The organism is Ruegeria sp. BHSA163, assembly GCF_059613365.1.
Window position 1 is genome coordinate 1 of the sequence record NZ_JBXWSJ010000012.1, and the last position, 16,415, is coordinate 16,415.

General features: G+C 52.3%; 14 protein-coding genes. 3 read left to right on the top strand and 11 right to left on the bottom strand.

Annotated features, from left to right (window positions below; all coding sequences use genetic code 11):
* From AC2FNV_RS07665 to AC2FNV_RS07675, 3 genes are all read left to right on the top strand, one after another.
* A partial coding sequence (locus AC2FNV_RS07665; RefSeq protein ID WP_496772882.1) for an FCD domain-containing protein occupies positions 1–333 on the top strand: 333 nt, incomplete at its 5' end.
* Positions 334–504: 171 nt separating this feature from the next.
* Positions 505–2,001 carry a hypothetical protein gene (locus AC2FNV_RS07670; RefSeq protein ID WP_170610585.1) on the top strand — a complete coding sequence of 499 codons (1,497 nt, stop codon included), beginning with the start codon at positions 505–507 and terminating at the stop codon, positions 1,999–2,001.
* A gap of 241 nt (positions 2,002–2,242) precedes the next feature.
* Positions 2,243–3,409 carry an adenylate/guanylate cyclase domain-containing protein gene (locus AC2FNV_RS07675; protein WP_170605503.1) on the top strand — a complete coding sequence of 389 codons (1,167 nt, stop codon included), beginning with the start codon at positions 2,243–2,245 and terminating at the stop codon, positions 3,407–3,409.
* Between the two features lie 267 nt (positions 3,410–3,676).
* Here the strand turns inward: AC2FNV_RS07675 and AC2FNV_RS07680 are convergent, their stop codons facing one another.
* From AC2FNV_RS07680 to AC2FNV_RS07730, 11 genes are all read right to left on the bottom strand, one after another.
* Positions 3,677–4,540 (bottom strand): DMT family transporter, encoded by an 864-nt coding sequence (locus AC2FNV_RS07680; protein WP_170605752.1) that lies wholly within the window; start codon positions 4,538–4,540, stop codon positions 3,677–3,679.
* Positions 4,541–4,730: 190 nt separating this feature from the next.
* Positions 4,731–5,399 carry a D-lyxose/D-mannose family sugar isomerase gene (locus AC2FNV_RS07685; RefSeq protein ID WP_170605501.1) on the bottom strand — a complete coding sequence of 223 codons (669 nt, stop codon included), beginning with the start codon at positions 5,397–5,399 and terminating at the stop codon, positions 4,731–4,733.
* Positions 5,400–5,414: 15 nt separating this feature from the next.
* Complete coding sequence (locus AC2FNV_RS07690) at positions 5,415–6,341, bottom strand: carbohydrate kinase family protein (protein ID WP_170605499.1); 927 nt, start codon at positions 6,339–6,341, stop codon at positions 5,415–5,417.
* A gap of 37 nt (positions 6,342–6,378) precedes the next feature.
* Complete coding sequence (locus tag AC2FNV_RS07695; RefSeq protein WP_170605497.1) at positions 6,379–8,271, bottom strand: family 1 glycosylhydrolase; 1,893 nt, start codon at positions 8,269–8,271, stop codon at positions 6,379–6,381.
* Between the two features lie 90 nt (positions 8,272–8,361).
* A complete protein-coding gene (locus AC2FNV_RS07700; protein WP_170605495.1) occupies positions 8,362–10,281 on the bottom strand; it encodes a beta-galactosidase in 1,920 nt (639 codons plus the stop codon).
* A complete protein-coding gene (locus AC2FNV_RS07705) occupies positions 10,278–11,138 on the bottom strand; it encodes an SMP-30/gluconolactonase/LRE family protein (RefSeq protein ID WP_170605493.1) in 861 nt (286 codons plus the stop codon). Before AC2FNV_RS07705 ends, AC2FNV_RS07700 begins: the two co-directional genes overlap by 4 nt.
* Positions 11,138–11,740: a 2-dehydro-3-deoxy-6-phosphogalactonate aldolase gene (locus AC2FNV_RS07710; protein WP_170479869.1), complete on the bottom strand. Its 603-nt coding sequence runs from the start codon at positions 11,738–11,740 to the stop codon at positions 11,138–11,140. The genes AC2FNV_RS07705 and AC2FNV_RS07710 overlap by 1 nt, the downstream gene beginning before the upstream one ends.
* Positions 11,737–12,630: a 2-dehydro-3-deoxygalactonokinase gene (locus tag AC2FNV_RS07715; protein WP_170605491.1), complete on the bottom strand. Its 894-nt coding sequence runs from the start codon at positions 12,628–12,630 to the stop codon at positions 11,737–11,739. Before AC2FNV_RS07715 ends, AC2FNV_RS07710 begins: the two co-directional genes overlap by 4 nt.
* 4 nt (positions 12,631–12,634) lie before the next feature.
* Positions 12,635–13,402 carry an SDR family NAD(P)-dependent oxidoreductase gene (locus AC2FNV_RS07720; protein ID WP_170605489.1) on the bottom strand — a complete coding sequence of 256 codons (768 nt, stop codon included), beginning with the start codon at positions 13,400–13,402 and terminating at the stop codon, positions 12,635–12,637.
* Positions 13,403–13,479: 77 nt separating this feature from the next.
* Positions 13,480–15,567, bottom strand: a complete 2,088-nt coding sequence (locus tag AC2FNV_RS07725; RefSeq protein WP_170605487.1) for an alpha-galactosidase — start codon at positions 15,565–15,567, stop codon at positions 13,480–13,482.
* Positions 15,567–16,415, bottom strand: coding sequence for a carbohydrate ABC transporter permease (locus tag AC2FNV_RS07730; RefSeq protein ID WP_170479861.1), 849 nt, complete (start codon positions 16,413–16,415; stop codon positions 15,567–15,569). The genes AC2FNV_RS07725 and AC2FNV_RS07730 overlap by 1 nt, the downstream gene beginning before the upstream one ends.

Genomic DNA, 16,415 nt, shown 5'->3' on the forward strand with positions numbered 1-16,415 from the left:
CTGCAAGAACTTCTGAAGCAGTTAAAAGAGGCATCGAATAACAACGTGCCGCAGGAAGTTCTTGCTGTCACTACCGAGTTTTATCGGACCATATTCATTAGTGCAGGAAAGGAATTTGCTTGGGAGATGGTGCAATCGGTCAATGCACGTATCACACAGCTGCGCGCGATGACGATTTCTTCTCCGAACCGGTTCGCGAAATCCATCCCCGAAATGGAGAAAATCCTGAACGCAATTGCAGACGGTAATCCGGATGCTGCTGCTCGGGCCAGTTGGGAACATATTGAAGAAGTGGCCAAAATAGCGGAGCAAGTTTTACCGGACGATCCTTGAAATGTCATATTAGATCAGCCCAGAAACAAAATGCAGCAGGGCTGGTGCCGGTTAATTTCGTTTTACAAAGTGCTCGATGTCCCTAAGGTTTCGCCTTAGACTTTCTGATCTGAAATTCACTTGAACGTTTCGTATATGCAGGCGTGAATTTTTTATGCAAACATTAAAAATATGGCGGTGATAACCAAAGATACTCTGGCCGAACGTCGTTGCGAGGCTGAAAGTTGGGACTTTGGCCAAGTCTTCAAGTTCCAATTTAGAATGTCACAATCGAAAACGTCGCTCAGTTCTGCGTGGAGCAGCTCGCAGTTGAACGGTTGGGTGATCGAGCATTGTCCGGCGTTGCCAATCAGTCGCATTATTAGCTCGTCCGGCGAACCGATTGGTTTAATGCTTGGGATCGCGATCTCGCCAGAGGGACAGTGCCTTGGGAAAGAAGTCATTCTCAATCGGGATTCGGAATCTGAAAGAGAACGATGGGTTGAAGATCTGGCAGGCAGGTTTTTTGTCGTGGTCAAACATTCCGGCGGCATGCGCTTATATGGCGATCCGTCTGGAAATCTTTCGGTTGTATTTAACAAAGAAAACAACGCCCTTGCCTCAAGCGTGGCTCTTGCAGTGGATGATGAACTTGATCCTGCCGAAAATGTGGATATCGAAAAGGTCGCAACGCGAAAGCAGTTTCTGCTTTTCGGGGATACAAGCGACCAGCGTGTAACCCGGTTAATGCCCAATCACTACCTCGATCTTTCGAACTTTTCGCAACATAGGTTCTGGCCCCGCGACGACACCCCTTTTGCCGAACTCGAGACCGACCAGGACATTCTGTTTGCCCAAATATCTTCTCGAATGTCCCGAAACGTCGCAGCGCTCATTTCAGCTTATGAGTGTGCTTTGCCGATAACGGCTGGACGGGATTCGCGAATAATTCTTGGCAGCGCGATACCGGTCCTGAACAAGATCAAAAGCTTTTATTGTTATCACTTGAACTGGGCGACCAAGATTGATGCAGAGGTGGGTCAAATTCTTGCCGAGCATTTAAGTGTGCCATTCCTTGTGCTTTCACGACGAGCATCCCGCGTACAGAAAGTTATGACCAAGAAGGAAATCATGGTTGAACTTGAAAGGACTCGGTTGCGCACAGGGTGGTGTTCTGCGCTACGAGCAGACTGGGTACGCTTTGTCGCGGCGTCGCCACGTGTTCAAGTCGTCTTGCGCGGAACAGGAATAGAAATGACCCGAGCCAACAAGTGGCGCCATGTTATAGGAAAACCAACAAACGCCATGACAGGTGTCGGGGCACTGCTTGGTCAATGGCAACGTGCTGACCGCACCAAGGACGAAACAGTTGAATACGAGCGGCAACTCGATCGCTACCAGAATTGGATGGACAAACTTCCTGAAAAGGCGCTGCCACGGCTTTATGATATTGCACACTTGGAACTGTGGCTCCCGGTCGGGGCAGCGCCTTTGGCCTATATTGGTGACTTCATAGTGAACCCATTCAATGACAGGAGGTTGTTTCATTTGGTGTCGGCGGTCTCGCCGCGGGTTCGATTGACCAATGCACTTGTCAAGAATTTGGTAGCTGCACACGATACGAGTTTGAGCGCCATTCCTTATCACAAGGAATACGTCAAGAACCGTAATCGGCCCAAAGCGGGTTAGTCGAAGCCTAAGGTTGAACTTCGATCAATTAAGTAAATGTCATGGCTGAATTGGTTCATGGCTTGAGGCGGCGCTAGATATAAAGTCAGTCCGGATACGGCTTCTTGCTCACTGACCTGCAGTTTTTGGTAAAATGGTGAAGAGTTAGGTCGAAATCGTTTCTGTCGGTCGGGTTCAATGGGGTGGTTCATGGCCCTTTGAACTAAGTTGGACGAACAATCGGAATTTGGATCAATCTTAGATGCAAACGGTAGAAGAACTGATCAATTGGTTGAATTCCGTAGGTCGGATTCTGGGCGATGAAACACTTGTCGTTTCACACTATTGCTCGGCCTTGAGGGAACTGGGCGTCCCGCTTTCGCGTGTGCGGATTGGGCAGAACTACTCCAATCCTCTCATAAGCGCTTGGGGGATCATATGGACGCCAAAAGGGACCCAGAAATATACTGTTCCGATCACTATCCGCCACTCAGGAGCTTGGCACGGCAGTCCATTTGAGTATGTGGTCAAAACCAGATCGTGTCTGCGCAAAAGGCTTGTGGATGTCGATCTGTCGAAAATGCACGAAGTCTATCGGGAATTGAAAGAGGGTGGCGCGACTGATTTTCTGGCGATGCCTCTCGAATATGGTGACGGATCGGTTCAGGGATCAAGCTTTTGCACCGAACATGCGGATGGTTTTTCACAAAACAATATTCGCACACTCGAAGCCACACGGCACGCATTGTCTTCGGCGTTGGAACCAATCGCAATGAGGGAATCCCAAAGAAGCCTTTTGCGTACGTATATGGGTGATGCGCCGGCGCGGGAAATTGACAACGGAAACATAAAACGTGGTGAGCATATTACCGTTTCTGCTGCGATCCTTTTTGCAGACCTAAGAGGGTTCACTGCAAAGTCGGAAGTCTGGCCAGCGGCTAAGCTACTCGATATTATGGGCGACTATTTTGATATGGTGGTGAACCCAATTCGAGCTAATGGCGGAGACGTGCTAAAATTCATGGGTGACGGTGTTCTGGCGATTTTCGAGGCGACACCAGGCGCTGAAAATGCCTGCAATTCCGCGGTCGAAGCCGCGACCCAAGCCATAGCGAACCTCGATATTTACAACAGTAACGCATCTGAGGAAAAGCGGGAACAGATCGAGTTTGTGATCGGAATAGACTTCGGAGAAGTTACTTTCGGCAACATCGGCAGCCCGGATCGACTTGACTTTACGGTTGTCGGGTCGGCCGTAAACGTGGCCAGCAGAGTTCAGAGTTTGTGCAAGACCTTGGACGAGCAGATATTGATCACGACAAATGTTCAAGGTTACGCGCCTGTGCGGGTGGAAACACTGGGGCTCCAATCGCTTAAAGGTCTCGCTGAGGAAGTCGAAGTATTTCGTATTCGCCGCCGAACTCATTGAGCAAAAGTTAACTGTGTTCTGGGAAGGAAAAACAGTCTTGGGCGCGTCTGTGAAGTGATGCCACAAAGTAAGAGACTGGAAATATCGCCTTGCTAACTCGGGCATGCTGCCGTGAAATAGAATCGAATGGTATGTGTACTCAATATACTTGTTGTTTGTCGTTTGACGTAGCTTTCAACCAGCTTTGTTGCATGTTTCAGACCCAGAATCTCGTGGCCTAACTCTATCCGCGCTACGTAGTTTTCCAGCAAGCGTTGATCGGGTTGATCAGCGTGACCGAACAGCGATTATGATGCCAGCAAGTGCGATAAACGCGATACCCAGAATTTGCCAGCCTTGGACAGGTTGTCCAAATGAAAACCATGCAAAGACTGGACCAAAAATCATCACCGAATACTCGAAAACCGAAACATAAGACGGTTCGCCAAGTTGATAGGACTTGATGATCATAAAAACCCCACAAATGGATCCAACGGCTTGTAACAAGAGTAGTGGGAGGGCCTTCTGCATGGACCATTCCCAGGGGCGGGAAAAAAACTGCACCTCGTCACCCGGTTGCCACACTGGAAAAATCACCAATGTGATGCTGCCAATCGCCCCCAAAATACCCAGAGTAATCAACATTCCTGCCAACAACGCGACGGTGCTTTCACCGCTGCAAAGACTACGGGTTGAAATAGCTCCAAGTGCATAGAAAAAGCCCGCGCAAATTGGAACGAAAATGCTCCAATCGAAATCTGCGGGATTGGGTTGAAGCACAAGGATAATCCCGATGAACCCGAAACCTACGGCTAGAACGCGCCAAGGACCTATTCGGCGTTTCATAATTCCGGACGTGATCAAAAGAATGAAGATCGGAGAAGTAAACAACCCTGCCAAGGCCTGTGCAATCGGCATCATTGCCAGCGCCGAAAAATAGAACAGCATCGATATCGCAACAAGCAGGCTACGCAATGCCACCGCCCAAAATCGGTTGGGAAACAACGTGCCTAACCCCAAAAGCGAGAACATTGCAACAAGAGGAAGCGCAAACAGGGTACGAATAAGGTGAAACTGCCAAAGACCGATATGTTGCGACAAAGGAGCAATAAAATTGTCGATCACGCCAATGATGGCCATGGCACAAATCATGTATGCCGCCGCAGCGAGGGGGCGATCAGTATGAGTTGCAGGCGTGTTTGTTCCCAATGTCAGCGCACAATCAGTTTTCGTTCCAACGTCGATGCTAAATGTTAGATCAATAGGCTAAATGCGTACAACTCTCACCGTATTTAGGGCACTAGCCAGACTGCCCGAGCAGGGATGAACCAAAGTTCGTGAGTCACGAATAATCAGAAACCAGCAAGAAATCAGGAGCTGTGTCTTCCTCAATTGTCGCGAAACGGGGGATAGGATCTTCGAAAACGTTGTCTGTACGATCATCGTTGACCGTCGAAACTTCTCCTATCAGACAATCGCCTTGTTCCGCCCAAAAGGCGTGCCAGATGCCGGGCATGAGTGTAACGCTTTGTCCTGGTTTTAACCGCATCAATTCTCCAGGCTGAATGGTGACTGGGCACCCATCACTTGGCACTACGATAGCGTTTTCTCTGTCGATACCTCCTTCGGGGTTCGAGGCGTAGATTTCCATCACCAAATCACCGCCGCCACGGTTGATGATGTCCTCGGCTTTGACGATATGTCGATGCATAGGAGACAGTTGTTTGTCGCGTGATATCAACAGTTTCTCAGCGTATAGCATGCCGCGACCTTGGTTCAGATCATTGACGTCGCCGTTTCGCAATGTGAACAGAAACAGGCCCAGTTCATCAAAACGACCCTGTCCATAGTCCGTAATATCCCAACCCAATCCTCGCGCGCGAATACCTTCCGCTTTTTCGCTGCGCATCTGTTCCGGGGTCCAGTCTGCAAATGGTGGCAAAACAGCACCGAATGAGTTGATGAAGGCTTGGGCCTCGGCCTTAATACGGTTGATCTCGGATCGTTTCATAGCGGTCTCTTTTTGTCAAAGCTCATGGGCCCACGGCGGGTTCGCCCCGGCACGCGAGACAGTGATCGCGGCAACTTTTGCCCCTTTTTCCAGAGCGTTCCTAAGGCCGTCGTTGGATAAAGAACGCAAACCGGGTTTTGTCAGGCACCCAGCTTGATCCAGTTCAGCCAGCACTCCAGCGTTAAACGTATCTCCGGCCCCGACAGTGTCTACAACTTGCACTTTCTGGACTGGGACTGTCACCTTGCTTCCATCCGCCGTATATCCTGTCGCACCAGCACTACCGTGGGTCAATATAACCAATTTTGGGCCAGCCTGCGTTAACAATGGGATCTTTTCAGAAAGGGTTTCGGGGCCAGGGATAATCCAGTCCAGGTCTTCGTCTGAAACTTTGACGATATCAGCTTGCGCGATCATTTTGTTAAGCCGGGTCCGATATTTGGTTTGGTCCTTGATAAAGTCTGACCTAATGTTTGGGTCCAGCATGACCGCCCGATCAGCGCCATGCCGAAACAAAAGCTGCGCATAAGCGTCAGCGCACGGCTCGCAAGCAAGGCTTATCCCCCCAAAATACAGTGCAGAAACACCTTGTAGCTGAACAGGCATTTCGGCAGCGGTCAGCATCCTTCCTGCTGTATTTTCGTCAACAAAGTTGTATGTGGCGTGCCCGTCCTTAAGCTGAACAAAGGCCAAAGTCGTGGGTCTGTTCGATTTAATAACATGAGTGGTGTCGACATGGCTGATTTGTAGGCCAGCCGTTAGCTGTTGCCCGAACATATCTGACGACAGACCGGTGAGCATGCCCACTCTGGCTCCTAACCTTCCCAACGCAATTGCTGTGTTGTAAACCGCCCCTCCAGAATGGGGGACAAAGCCCCGCTGTCCCGACAACGTGGGTTCGGCGATCATGTCGATCAGGGCTTCTCCGCAGCACAAGATCATTTCGGAATCCCTTTCTCAAAATCGGCCGAACGAGGCCCTAGTTTTGCACCAGCGCATTTTTGCAGAAGTTGTTAGCGCCAACAATGCCAAACTCTTTTTGCTCGGAAATGTAAAGGTTCATGCTACGTCGAATTTTTTTGAATCGCCCGCCTGCATTGAACGCATCCAGAAAATCCTGACCAAACAGCCAGCGGTTTTTTTCAGCGACACCGCCAACCAGAAAAACGCCCCCGACCGGGATCAGAGCCACCGCGAGATCACCCATTATCGCCCCAAGATGTTCCGTGAAAATGCGCGCAGCCTTAACCGCGCAAGCGTCGGTTCCGTCCTGTGCGGTTTGCAGAATATCCTTGGCACTTTTAACCTGACTGTTGACCTGACCTTCGACCACGCCCACCGCCTGATACAGAATAGGCAGACCGGTTCCACTCAGGAACATTTCGGCCTCCAGCGCGAGGCTGTTGTCAAAAAAACAATCCGGAGCGATATGTCTGGCCGCATCGAAAACGTCAACTTCGCCTCGATGGCGCGGTGACAATCCCATATGGCCGCCTTCCCCGGACACGGTATGATAACGTCCCTCGGAATACAGCAAAGCTCCTACACCCAAACCGGTGCCGGGACCCACAACCAAGCGGGTCCCGGCAGGAGGAGTATTTGCGCCTTGTAAAACCGCGACGTCTGCGTCGCTGATATCCGCGACTGACCACGCGGCTGCGGTGAAGTCATTAATTACAAAGGTTCTTTCCGCGTCAGTGGCACGGGCAAGCTCGACCTCGGACAACATCAGGTTTGCGTTGGTCAAATGAATGGTTCCATTATGAACCGGCCCGGCGCCTGCTGCCACTACTGCTTGGGGGGCTGTCCCCACCTTTTCTCGCACACCAACTAGTGCCTCGCGCAAGTCCTCTAATGTGCCGGTCGGATATTTGTGCAACTCGGTCAAGGTTCCGTTGATGGAAATGCCCAGGCGGGTATTGGTGCCGCCGACGTCCGCGATGAGGTTCCAATGGTCGTGAACAGTGCCCGTGGGTTTTACCCATGGCGCAGGAAGCTCTGTTGATGTTAATGCAGCTTGCAACGCTTCAAGGACTTCTTGATTTTCCGCTTGGACGAAAAGCCCTGATATGGGCATAGAGGCGCTTGAACTGAGAATAGCGTCAACGTGATTCACAAGATCTGATTCACTTTCCGCTAGAACCGAAACATAAATTGCTGTGTCGGGGGTTTCCGCTGCAATCAAGGGGGTAAGCGATTTCAGATCACGGGGTTCACGCACCGTGGTTCCAAGCCAATCAACGGGGGTTGCGATGGTGGAAAAATCCTGCTCCCACCCCGTTGGAAGATGTGCACTAAGAGAGGCGCGGAAGTCTTGTGGGTAGCTACCACTAAAAATGGCTGAGAGAAGCGTGGCATGCCCAGGGTCTTGTAAGTCAATTTCGACGCCCAAATTGCTCATGCCCAGGCTTCGCATAGCTCGATTGGCGCGGCCATTGGCCAACAAGCGATGATGCAAGGTTCGGGCCAACGACCTGCTATCTTGGTCTGTCGCTATTTCCGAGGATACTTTCGAAACCGTGCTGAACAGGCGGTCCCCAATTTTTGTCGTCACGAGTTCGCTGAAATCGGCGTACCAATCCGCTGTATCGCGATTGCGCCAACCGCCCAGATCAGCCAATTCCGATGGGACCAGAGTGGCGTCGAGAACCGCGCAAGGTCGCATCCCTCGCTCTAGAACCGTTTCGACCAGTCTTTCAACACGGGCGACGCCGACACCATCAGGTTGCCCACGTCCCCTGGGCAGCACCTCGTGCCAGTGGATCGGGAACCGGAAGCTGTCAAATCCTTTGGTCTGCGTTTCAGCGCCAGGCTCGCTTGCCGAGAGACCAAATAGGAAAGACTCCGGGAAATCGGAACGAGTGTAGTTCATGCATGAAACCTGTTCGTGAACGAGACCAGCAAACCCGCCCCTAACAGCTTATGTTAGCGTTATCAAATTTTTTGATGTTCGCGTCGCTTTTCAGGCAGGATCATGAGATTCTGGCTTAATGATCGCGACATCGCAACCGTTAATGATTTGTCCATGCCATTCGACGGGGTGCGCGTTGTAATTCGTCAAGAAAACTGTGTCTGACGTTTCCCGTCGCCTTAACCCTTCCGGCATTTGGTGCAGGGTCAGGCCTGAATTTTGGGCGGCCAGATTGATGACGCGGTCCCACAACGCGTCATCCGGATTGCCGGCCAAATACCAAAGGCCACCGCCCTCTTTCAAAGCGGAAGTGCCGTCCTCAAAGCAAAGTAAATCCCGGGCCGATCCGGACAGACGTTCCACCCAATGTTGCATTGCTCCACCGCCCTGAACGGCACGGGAAATGTTGGGGGGCAGGGTCTCGACCAATTCCACTTGGCAGTCCAAACAATCGACACCTGGCCGACCGCGATCAGGAATCTGGAAATCCTTGGTAATGGCTCCTGTGCGGGGTCCCAAAATGCCAAGATTGCACACACTGGTTAAACGCTTGACTAATTCGTCATTCAGTTTGGCCAACCCGGGCGCTAGGATCAAATTATATGCGCCATGGGGGGTAATATCCGGTGGTATAAAATCCACCGATAAACCCGCCTTTCGTAAAGAACGATAAGCGGAGAAGACAAGCTGGAAATAATCGAACCCACCGCCCTGTGGTTGTGTCTCCCAAGCCCAATTCGATGCATAGTCTAGCACGATTGCAACCTGTGCCTGTTTCTGTTCAACGTCACCCAGCTCGGCCAGTTCGTCTGCAGTTTGGCGCACCTCACTCAGAGCCGGGGCTGCACGGTTATAAGGAGTCAGTAGCCCTGCATGCATCTGCTCCTGTGCCATGGGCGCTTGGCGCCAGCGGAAATAGCTTACGACTTCCGCTCCATGCGCGACCGCCTCCAAAGACCAAAGTCTAACCATACCGGGCAATGGCGCCGGATTATATGGTGCCCAGTTTACAGGTCCGGGCTGTTGTTCCATGACCCACCAGCGCCCGCGCCCCACAGAGCGATAAAGGTCGTGATGGAAGGCCTGCATATCTGGGTCGCCTTGTTGCAGGTACACTGTTTTATGCTCGCTGTCGGCTTCCAAGCGGTCTGAAAGAAATCCAATGGGATAACTATCCCAAGTGGCAATGTCCAAGTCTTCGCCGACTTTGTAATGATCGAAATCCAAAACGCGCCCCATGTAGTTGTGGAGCAGCGGTGTTTTTGTGAATTTCCTCAGAACATCACACTGCGCTTTGTTAAACGCCGCCACCTGATCCGAACTGAAACGCTTGAAAGCCAACGCATGGGCCGGGTTAGGTTCGGTCACTGTCAAGTTGGGCAGTTCGATCTGCTCAAAACTGCTGTATTCCATTGACCAAAATACGTTCCCCCAGGCAGAATTCAGTTTTTCTACTGTTCCATATTGATCTGCCAACCAGATGCGGAAGGCGTTTAACGCGGCGGCGCTATAGCTGATTGTTGTGTCGTGACAGCCGTATTCATTGTCGATCTGCCACGCAGCCACATAAGGGTTTTGGCCATATCGCTCGCCCATTATTCCAGCTATCCGCGCACACTCTTCGATAAAACCTTGGTGGCTGAAACAGTAATGGCGGCGCGATCCAAATTTGCGGGGGTTTCCCTGCGCATCGACGGCTAGCATGTCGGGGTGTTTATCCAGCATCCAGCGCGGCGGTGTCGCTGTCGGTGTACCCATGACAACCTTGAGACCGGCCTTTCCCAATGTCTCGACCGCTCGATCCAGCCATCCGAATTGCAGGTCGCCCGGTGCAGGTTCCATCCGGCTCCAACTAAATTCGCCGATGCGAACCCAGGTCAGGCCAGTCTGCACCATCTTTACTGCATCTTTGACCCACATCTCTTCGGGCCAATGTTCGGGATAGTAGCAAACGCCAAGTTCCGGTTTCATATGATAACTCTGTGTTCCGCTTGACCCCGGGCGACGTCTTGTTTCAAGAAGGTCATCCCGTTGGAAGGTTGTATTTTGATGGCATCCGTACTCAGCCCTTCACGGGCTGTCGTGCAGAACAGTGTCGTCAGGTCAGGACCGCCAAATCCGGGGCACGAGGGATGCTGCGCATCAACTGATACCGCCCGAATAAAGAGTCCATTAGCATCATATGCGGCGACGCGACCCGCACCCCACTGAGCGATCCAGATGTTTCCGTTCGCGTCAACGACGGCACCGTCAGGGTTCAGACCGTCATCCCGAAGGTCCAGAAAAAGGTGGCTGTCGCCCACGGGCCATCCTGTTTCTGGGTCAAGCGTCCACCTCATAACCTGTTTGGTGAACGTATCGCAGAAATAAGCGCACGAACGGTCTGGCGCAAAACAGATCGCATTGGAAATTGTCACGTCCGAAACTAATTGACGCAGTTCGCCGCGCCAAAATCGATATATCGCTCCTGCGCTCGGCTCAGCTTGTTTGCCCATAGTTCCAATCCAGAACCCGCCCCATGGATCTGCTCGCCCATCATTGGAGCGGGTTGTCGGATTGTCTGTCTCAATTTCAACGATTTGACTTTTTTGACCATTTTCTAAACCAAATCGCCAAAGGCCGGTTTCCGATGCTATCAGCAGTGTATTCCGATCCACCCAGCCTGCGGCAGAAACGTACTCGTCAAATTTCCAGCATTTTGGGTTCGCTCCTTCTCGGCTTAACATCCGTTTGGTCGCGATATCGAACCAGAATAGCTGTTGCCGTTCTGGATGCCAAAGAGGTCCTTCACCCAGCTCGCAGGGTCGATCGTCGTAGACGCGGCTCACTAAATTGCCTCGTCATATGCTGAAACGATCTGTCGGGCACGTTCGCCGATCTCTTTGGGCGACATACCTGGCTTGTATAGGGCCGAGCCAATGCCGAATCCGTCAGCGCTAGCCTTTATCCATTCACCAAAATTTTCTGGGCCTGCGCCGCCAACGGCAAAAACTTGAGTGTCGGCAGGTAACACGGCGCGGATGGCGGCTAACCCCCCAGGTCCGGCCATTGTACCCGGGAACAGCTTTAAGCCGGTTGCCCCCGCTTGTAGCGCGGCAAAAGCCTCGGTCGGTGTAAAAATTCCCGGCCAGCTTTGGAGGTTTAACTCGACGGCGCGCCCGATAACGTCGGTATCACAGTTGGGCGAAACTATCAGTTTGCCACCTGCTTTGGCCACGGCATCGACCTGATCGCTGGTCAAAACGGTCCCGGCTCCAATCAAGGCTTGGTCCCCAAAATTGCGGGACAAAATACCAATGCTGCTCAACGGGTCAGGCGAGTTCAATGGAACTTCGATCCGGTCGATGCCAGCCTCGATCAGGGCGCGGCCCGCGGCTTCGGACTCTGACGGAGTGAGGCCACGCAGAATTGCAATTATTGGTCGGCTCATACGGTTTGCCTCGTTAAATTGCGGGCCAAGCTTAAACCGGCAAGCGTGACCATTGTGGCGTTGGCGGTTTCAACTGAGGCACCTTGCTGTTGCAGTGCTTTGGCATAAATATCAATCAATGCATCCGACCCAATGATTGCCAATTGTTGGCCCAGCCAATAGGGGCGGGTTGCGGCAAGCTCGGCTCCGATCAGTTGTCCTGATAATCTTGCCCTGGCGGTTCCCGTATCCTGCCCATGCAACAAATCAGCTGCCCGCAAACTGAACAGACGCGCGGCTAGCTGTTCTGGCTTTGACAACCCATCTTCTACAGCATCTGAGAAAGCGGGATCATCCCATCCGTCGCTGGTCGAGTGTTTCAAGACTGATTGGCTGCATAACAGGTCGAAAATTTCTCCTGTCATAAATGTGCGGAAACTGATGACTTCACCCGCACTGACTTGTGCCCATTTCGTATGGGTGCCTGGCAGGCAAACCACTCCGTCCCAGTTGGGATGCTTTCCCAGGAAACCGGCAATCTGGGTTTCCTCACCACGCATAACATCCGGAGGGGAGTTCTGTTTCAGCCCCGGAACAACAAATGCTCTGACCCGTGGATCGGTGTCAGGCACCCGAATTGGCATATTTGGTATCGGAGCAGAGGGAACTGCAGAATAAGGGGCCTCGACCCACCCTTGTCGCGCACCTACCATTCCACAGGCAACAACATCGGTGGGCGTTGAGCCCAACCAGCTGTCGGTGATGCTTAACAATGCGGCCTCGAAACGCCCCTTTTCGACCCGCGCCATACCGCATTCAGATTGCACATGATCCAAAACGGTCTCGCCCTGCATCGCCCAGGCGCGCAAGTGGGAAGTTCCCCAATCGACGGCAATCCATTCTGTTTTCATCGACTTATCCTGATACTACAACGCCGCCGTCGACCGCCATGCACTGTCCGGTCATGGCTCGGCTTGCGTTTGAAGCAAGAAACAGCGTTGGTGCAATCATGTCTTCAGGCGTCAGGTATTCTTTCAAACACTGCCGTTCCAAATGGGCTGCCAAACCTTCGGGCGTGGCCCATTTGTCCATCTGTTTTTGCGTCAATACCCAGCCAGGAGCCAGTGCATTAACACGGATGCGTTGCGGCCCAAGTTCCCTGGCAAGGGATCGCGTTAAACCAGTTATGCCAGCATTCGACGTCGCGTAAATTGGATAACCCGCATTTCCCATCATATAGCTTATTGAACTGAAATTGACGATTGCTCCACCTTTGTCCCGCATCTGGCGTGCGGCTTCCTGACAGGCAAAAAAATAGGCCTTGAGATTGACTTCGATCATCCAGTCCCAGAACTCAGGTGTAGTTTCCCCGAGCGTGTGACGTTGGTCGTTGGCAGCATTGTTGATCAGCACATTGATTGGGCCATGCGCCTCGGCAGCCTTAACCATTGTAGCACGCAGCAGCTCTGTATCGGTCATGTCTCCCTGTAGAAACAAAGGTGTCCGGCCATGCTTATCGCGCATTTCTTCAACGAACGCACTGGCATCGGAACGTCCAATAAACGCAACGTTGGCGCCTTGCGCTAGGAACCCATCAGTCAGGGCTGCTCCGACACCGGATCCGCCGCCGGTGATGTAGACAGATGCGCCCTCGAGGTCGTGGAAAGTCGCAGGTTGTTCCATTTATAGCTCTCTCCTTTTGATGGCGGGCGTATGTGGTGACCGAAAGATAGAGGCTCGCGTTCTGGCTGTTTTCATTCTCATAGCTTTTTACCTTCGATGACCCAGATGCTTTGTGGAAAACTCCACGGCAACGTTAGCCCATAGTTCATTAGATATTGTCCGCTCAACGTGACCGGTTGTTGCTTTAGTACCGGGTTGCCGCGCGACAACGTCGGAGGTGCCTCGGCAGTGCGTCGCAACCCAACTTGATAAAGTGCGTCGGGTTCCAATCGGGTCAGGCGTAACGGTCGCGGTGCGATCTGGGCCGAAGTATCTGCCTTTCCGGCAAAAACCACAAAACGAGAGCCATTGTTCGCCTGTTGTTGTTCAGCAATGACAGCCGGATCAGGACTGTCCAACCGCAAAATATCGGCGTGATATAGCCAGTCGCGGTTGGCCTTCCACCACATAGTTACTTCACGCAGGACCTGAGCTTCTTCATTGGTCAGTTCGCGCGGATCCATCTCAAAGCCCATGTGCCGCTGTGCAGCAATCCAGGCACGAAAACGGATGTCAAGAACCCTTCCCGAAGTGTGGCAAACGCGCGGCCCAACATGGCTGCCGGTAACCGCCATCGGCAAAAAGATTGCCGCATTGTGCTGTATACGCAGGCGTTCCAATGCGTCGTTACTATCGCTCAACCACACACGCTGAGTGCGCTTGAGTATCCCAAAATCAATACGCCCGCCGCCCGAAGCGCAACTTTCTATCTCAACATTCGGGAAATCTGTCCGCAATCGGTCGATCAAAGCGTATGACCCGCGCGTTTGTGCGGCGTCGGGCATCGGCAAAACGCGGTTGTGATCCCATTTGATGTAGTCAATGTCGTGCGCAGAGAGAATCGCCGCCATCCGTTCGTAAAGAAACTGACGAACTTCGGGCAAGGCCATATTCAATGCCTTTTGCTGACGTCCCAGGATCTGATCTTCGCCTCCCAACGCCCATTCCGGATGGGCCCGGTGGATCGAACTGTCAGGGTTGATCATTTCGGGTTCAAACCAAATACCAAACGTCATGCCCAGTTCATGGACATGTGTGATCAGCGGATCCAAACCCTCTGGATACTTACGAGGGTCGACTTCCCAGTCGCTCAGGGAAGAGGTGTCATCATCGCGCTGACCAAACCAGCCATCGTCCAACACAAACCGTTCGGCCCCAAGATCCGCGGCGCGTTCAGCAATATCCTTCAGCTCTGGCAGGTTATGATTGAAGTAAACGGCCTCCCAGCAATTGTAATGAACTGGACGCGGGTTTTCTGGTTTTGGAAAGCATACAACTCGGTCCCGGACGTGGCGTTGAAATGCCACGGCACAGCCATTGATCCCGTCATTCGAGAACACCGCATAAAGCGGTGCGGTTTCAAACCTCGTCATTGCCTCGCGTTCCATCCGGGCAGCTTGCCCGAACTGAATCTGGCGTCGACCGTCTGGCAGTTCCTCAGCAACCATTCGGTGACCGCCGGACCAACCAAAATGAAAACCATACGCTTGACCTTGCGCATTGGTTGCGCCCCGCACAGGAATTATCAAACCGGGGAAATGTTCGTGCCCTGTTCGTCCAGTACGGTTCTCACGATATCTGATACCGGGCGACCATGCGGTGCTATTCATTTGGAATTCGCCGCACCATCTTCCGGCAAAATCGAGCATTTCATCGGACAGTTGTGGAGCCGGAAATACCGGTGCGCTAAGCCAGTGGAGAAGAACGGGGCGATCTGCTTCAAGTATTGCCTGCGCTTCAATGATATGCGTTTTGGGGTCGATCGAAAAGCGCGCCTGATAGGTCAAGCGATCAGTTTCATCTCGATAAGTCAGTACAATGTCCCGTTCCGTTACCTCTTCGCATTCATAACAGAACTTGGGAAGCAACGGCGTACCGTCGCCATCCCGGATGATTAGCCCAGGCTGCCCGGGGAAGCTGCGCGTGGCTTCGGGGCAAATTGATAATTCTGGGTTTGCATCCAGCATTCCGCCAGTAACATCCAACCCGTACGCCTTGAATAGAGTTTCGGAACTTTCCGCTTCTGGCAAACGGGGTCCGAAATAGACGACCTCCGGTAGGTGCTCGCGATGTGCGGCGAGCACCAAAGATTGTCGGTCGTCATGAAGCGACCAAGTTCTTATCATTACTTGACGGCTCCAAGGGTCAGACCCGCGATAAAATGTTTCTGCATCAGGAAGAACATGGCCACCGGAGGTAGCGCCGCCACGATGGAACCGGCGCTCATCAGCTGATAAGCAGCCCTGAATTGAGCATTGAAACTGGTAATACCCGCGGTCACTGGCTGGCTTTCAGCGCCCTGTGTCAGTACAACTGCCCAGAAATAGTCATTCCAGATGAAAGTGAATATCAACACGCTGAGCGCGGCTATGGCTGGCTTCATAAGCGGTAACACTACATACCAGAAGATGCGCCATTCGCTTATCCCCTCAACCCGCGCAGCCTCGATCAACTCAAAGGGCAGGGCGCGGATAAAGTTGCGCATGAACAACGTGCAGAACCCGGTCTGGAAAGCAATGTGGAACAAAACCAAGCCTGTTTTGGTATTATATAGTCCTAATTGCAGAGTCAGATCGCGAACTGGAACCATCAGAATCTGAAATGGTACAAAGTTGCCCGCTACGAACATGAAGAAGATCCAAAGGTTCGACTTGAACTTGTAGATGCCCAAAGCGAATCCGGTCATGCAGCTTAGCGCGACGGCTCCAATGACGGTAGGTATCGTTATCAGGAAAGAGTTCAGCAGATAGCGGGGCATATCCGAGTTAAAGAAAACCTGCCCATAATTAAACGCGCCCTCAAAACTGGAAGGAAGACCCCAATAATTGGCGTTGGTGAAATCCGCTGCTGGTTTGACCGAGAACAGCGCAACCGCTAAAAGTGGTCCAAGCCACAATAGAAGGGCCAGCGGAAGCATTGCCTGATAGGTGATCTGCGCCGCTCGGGGTTGTTTTTCGATGGGTTTAGGAAACAT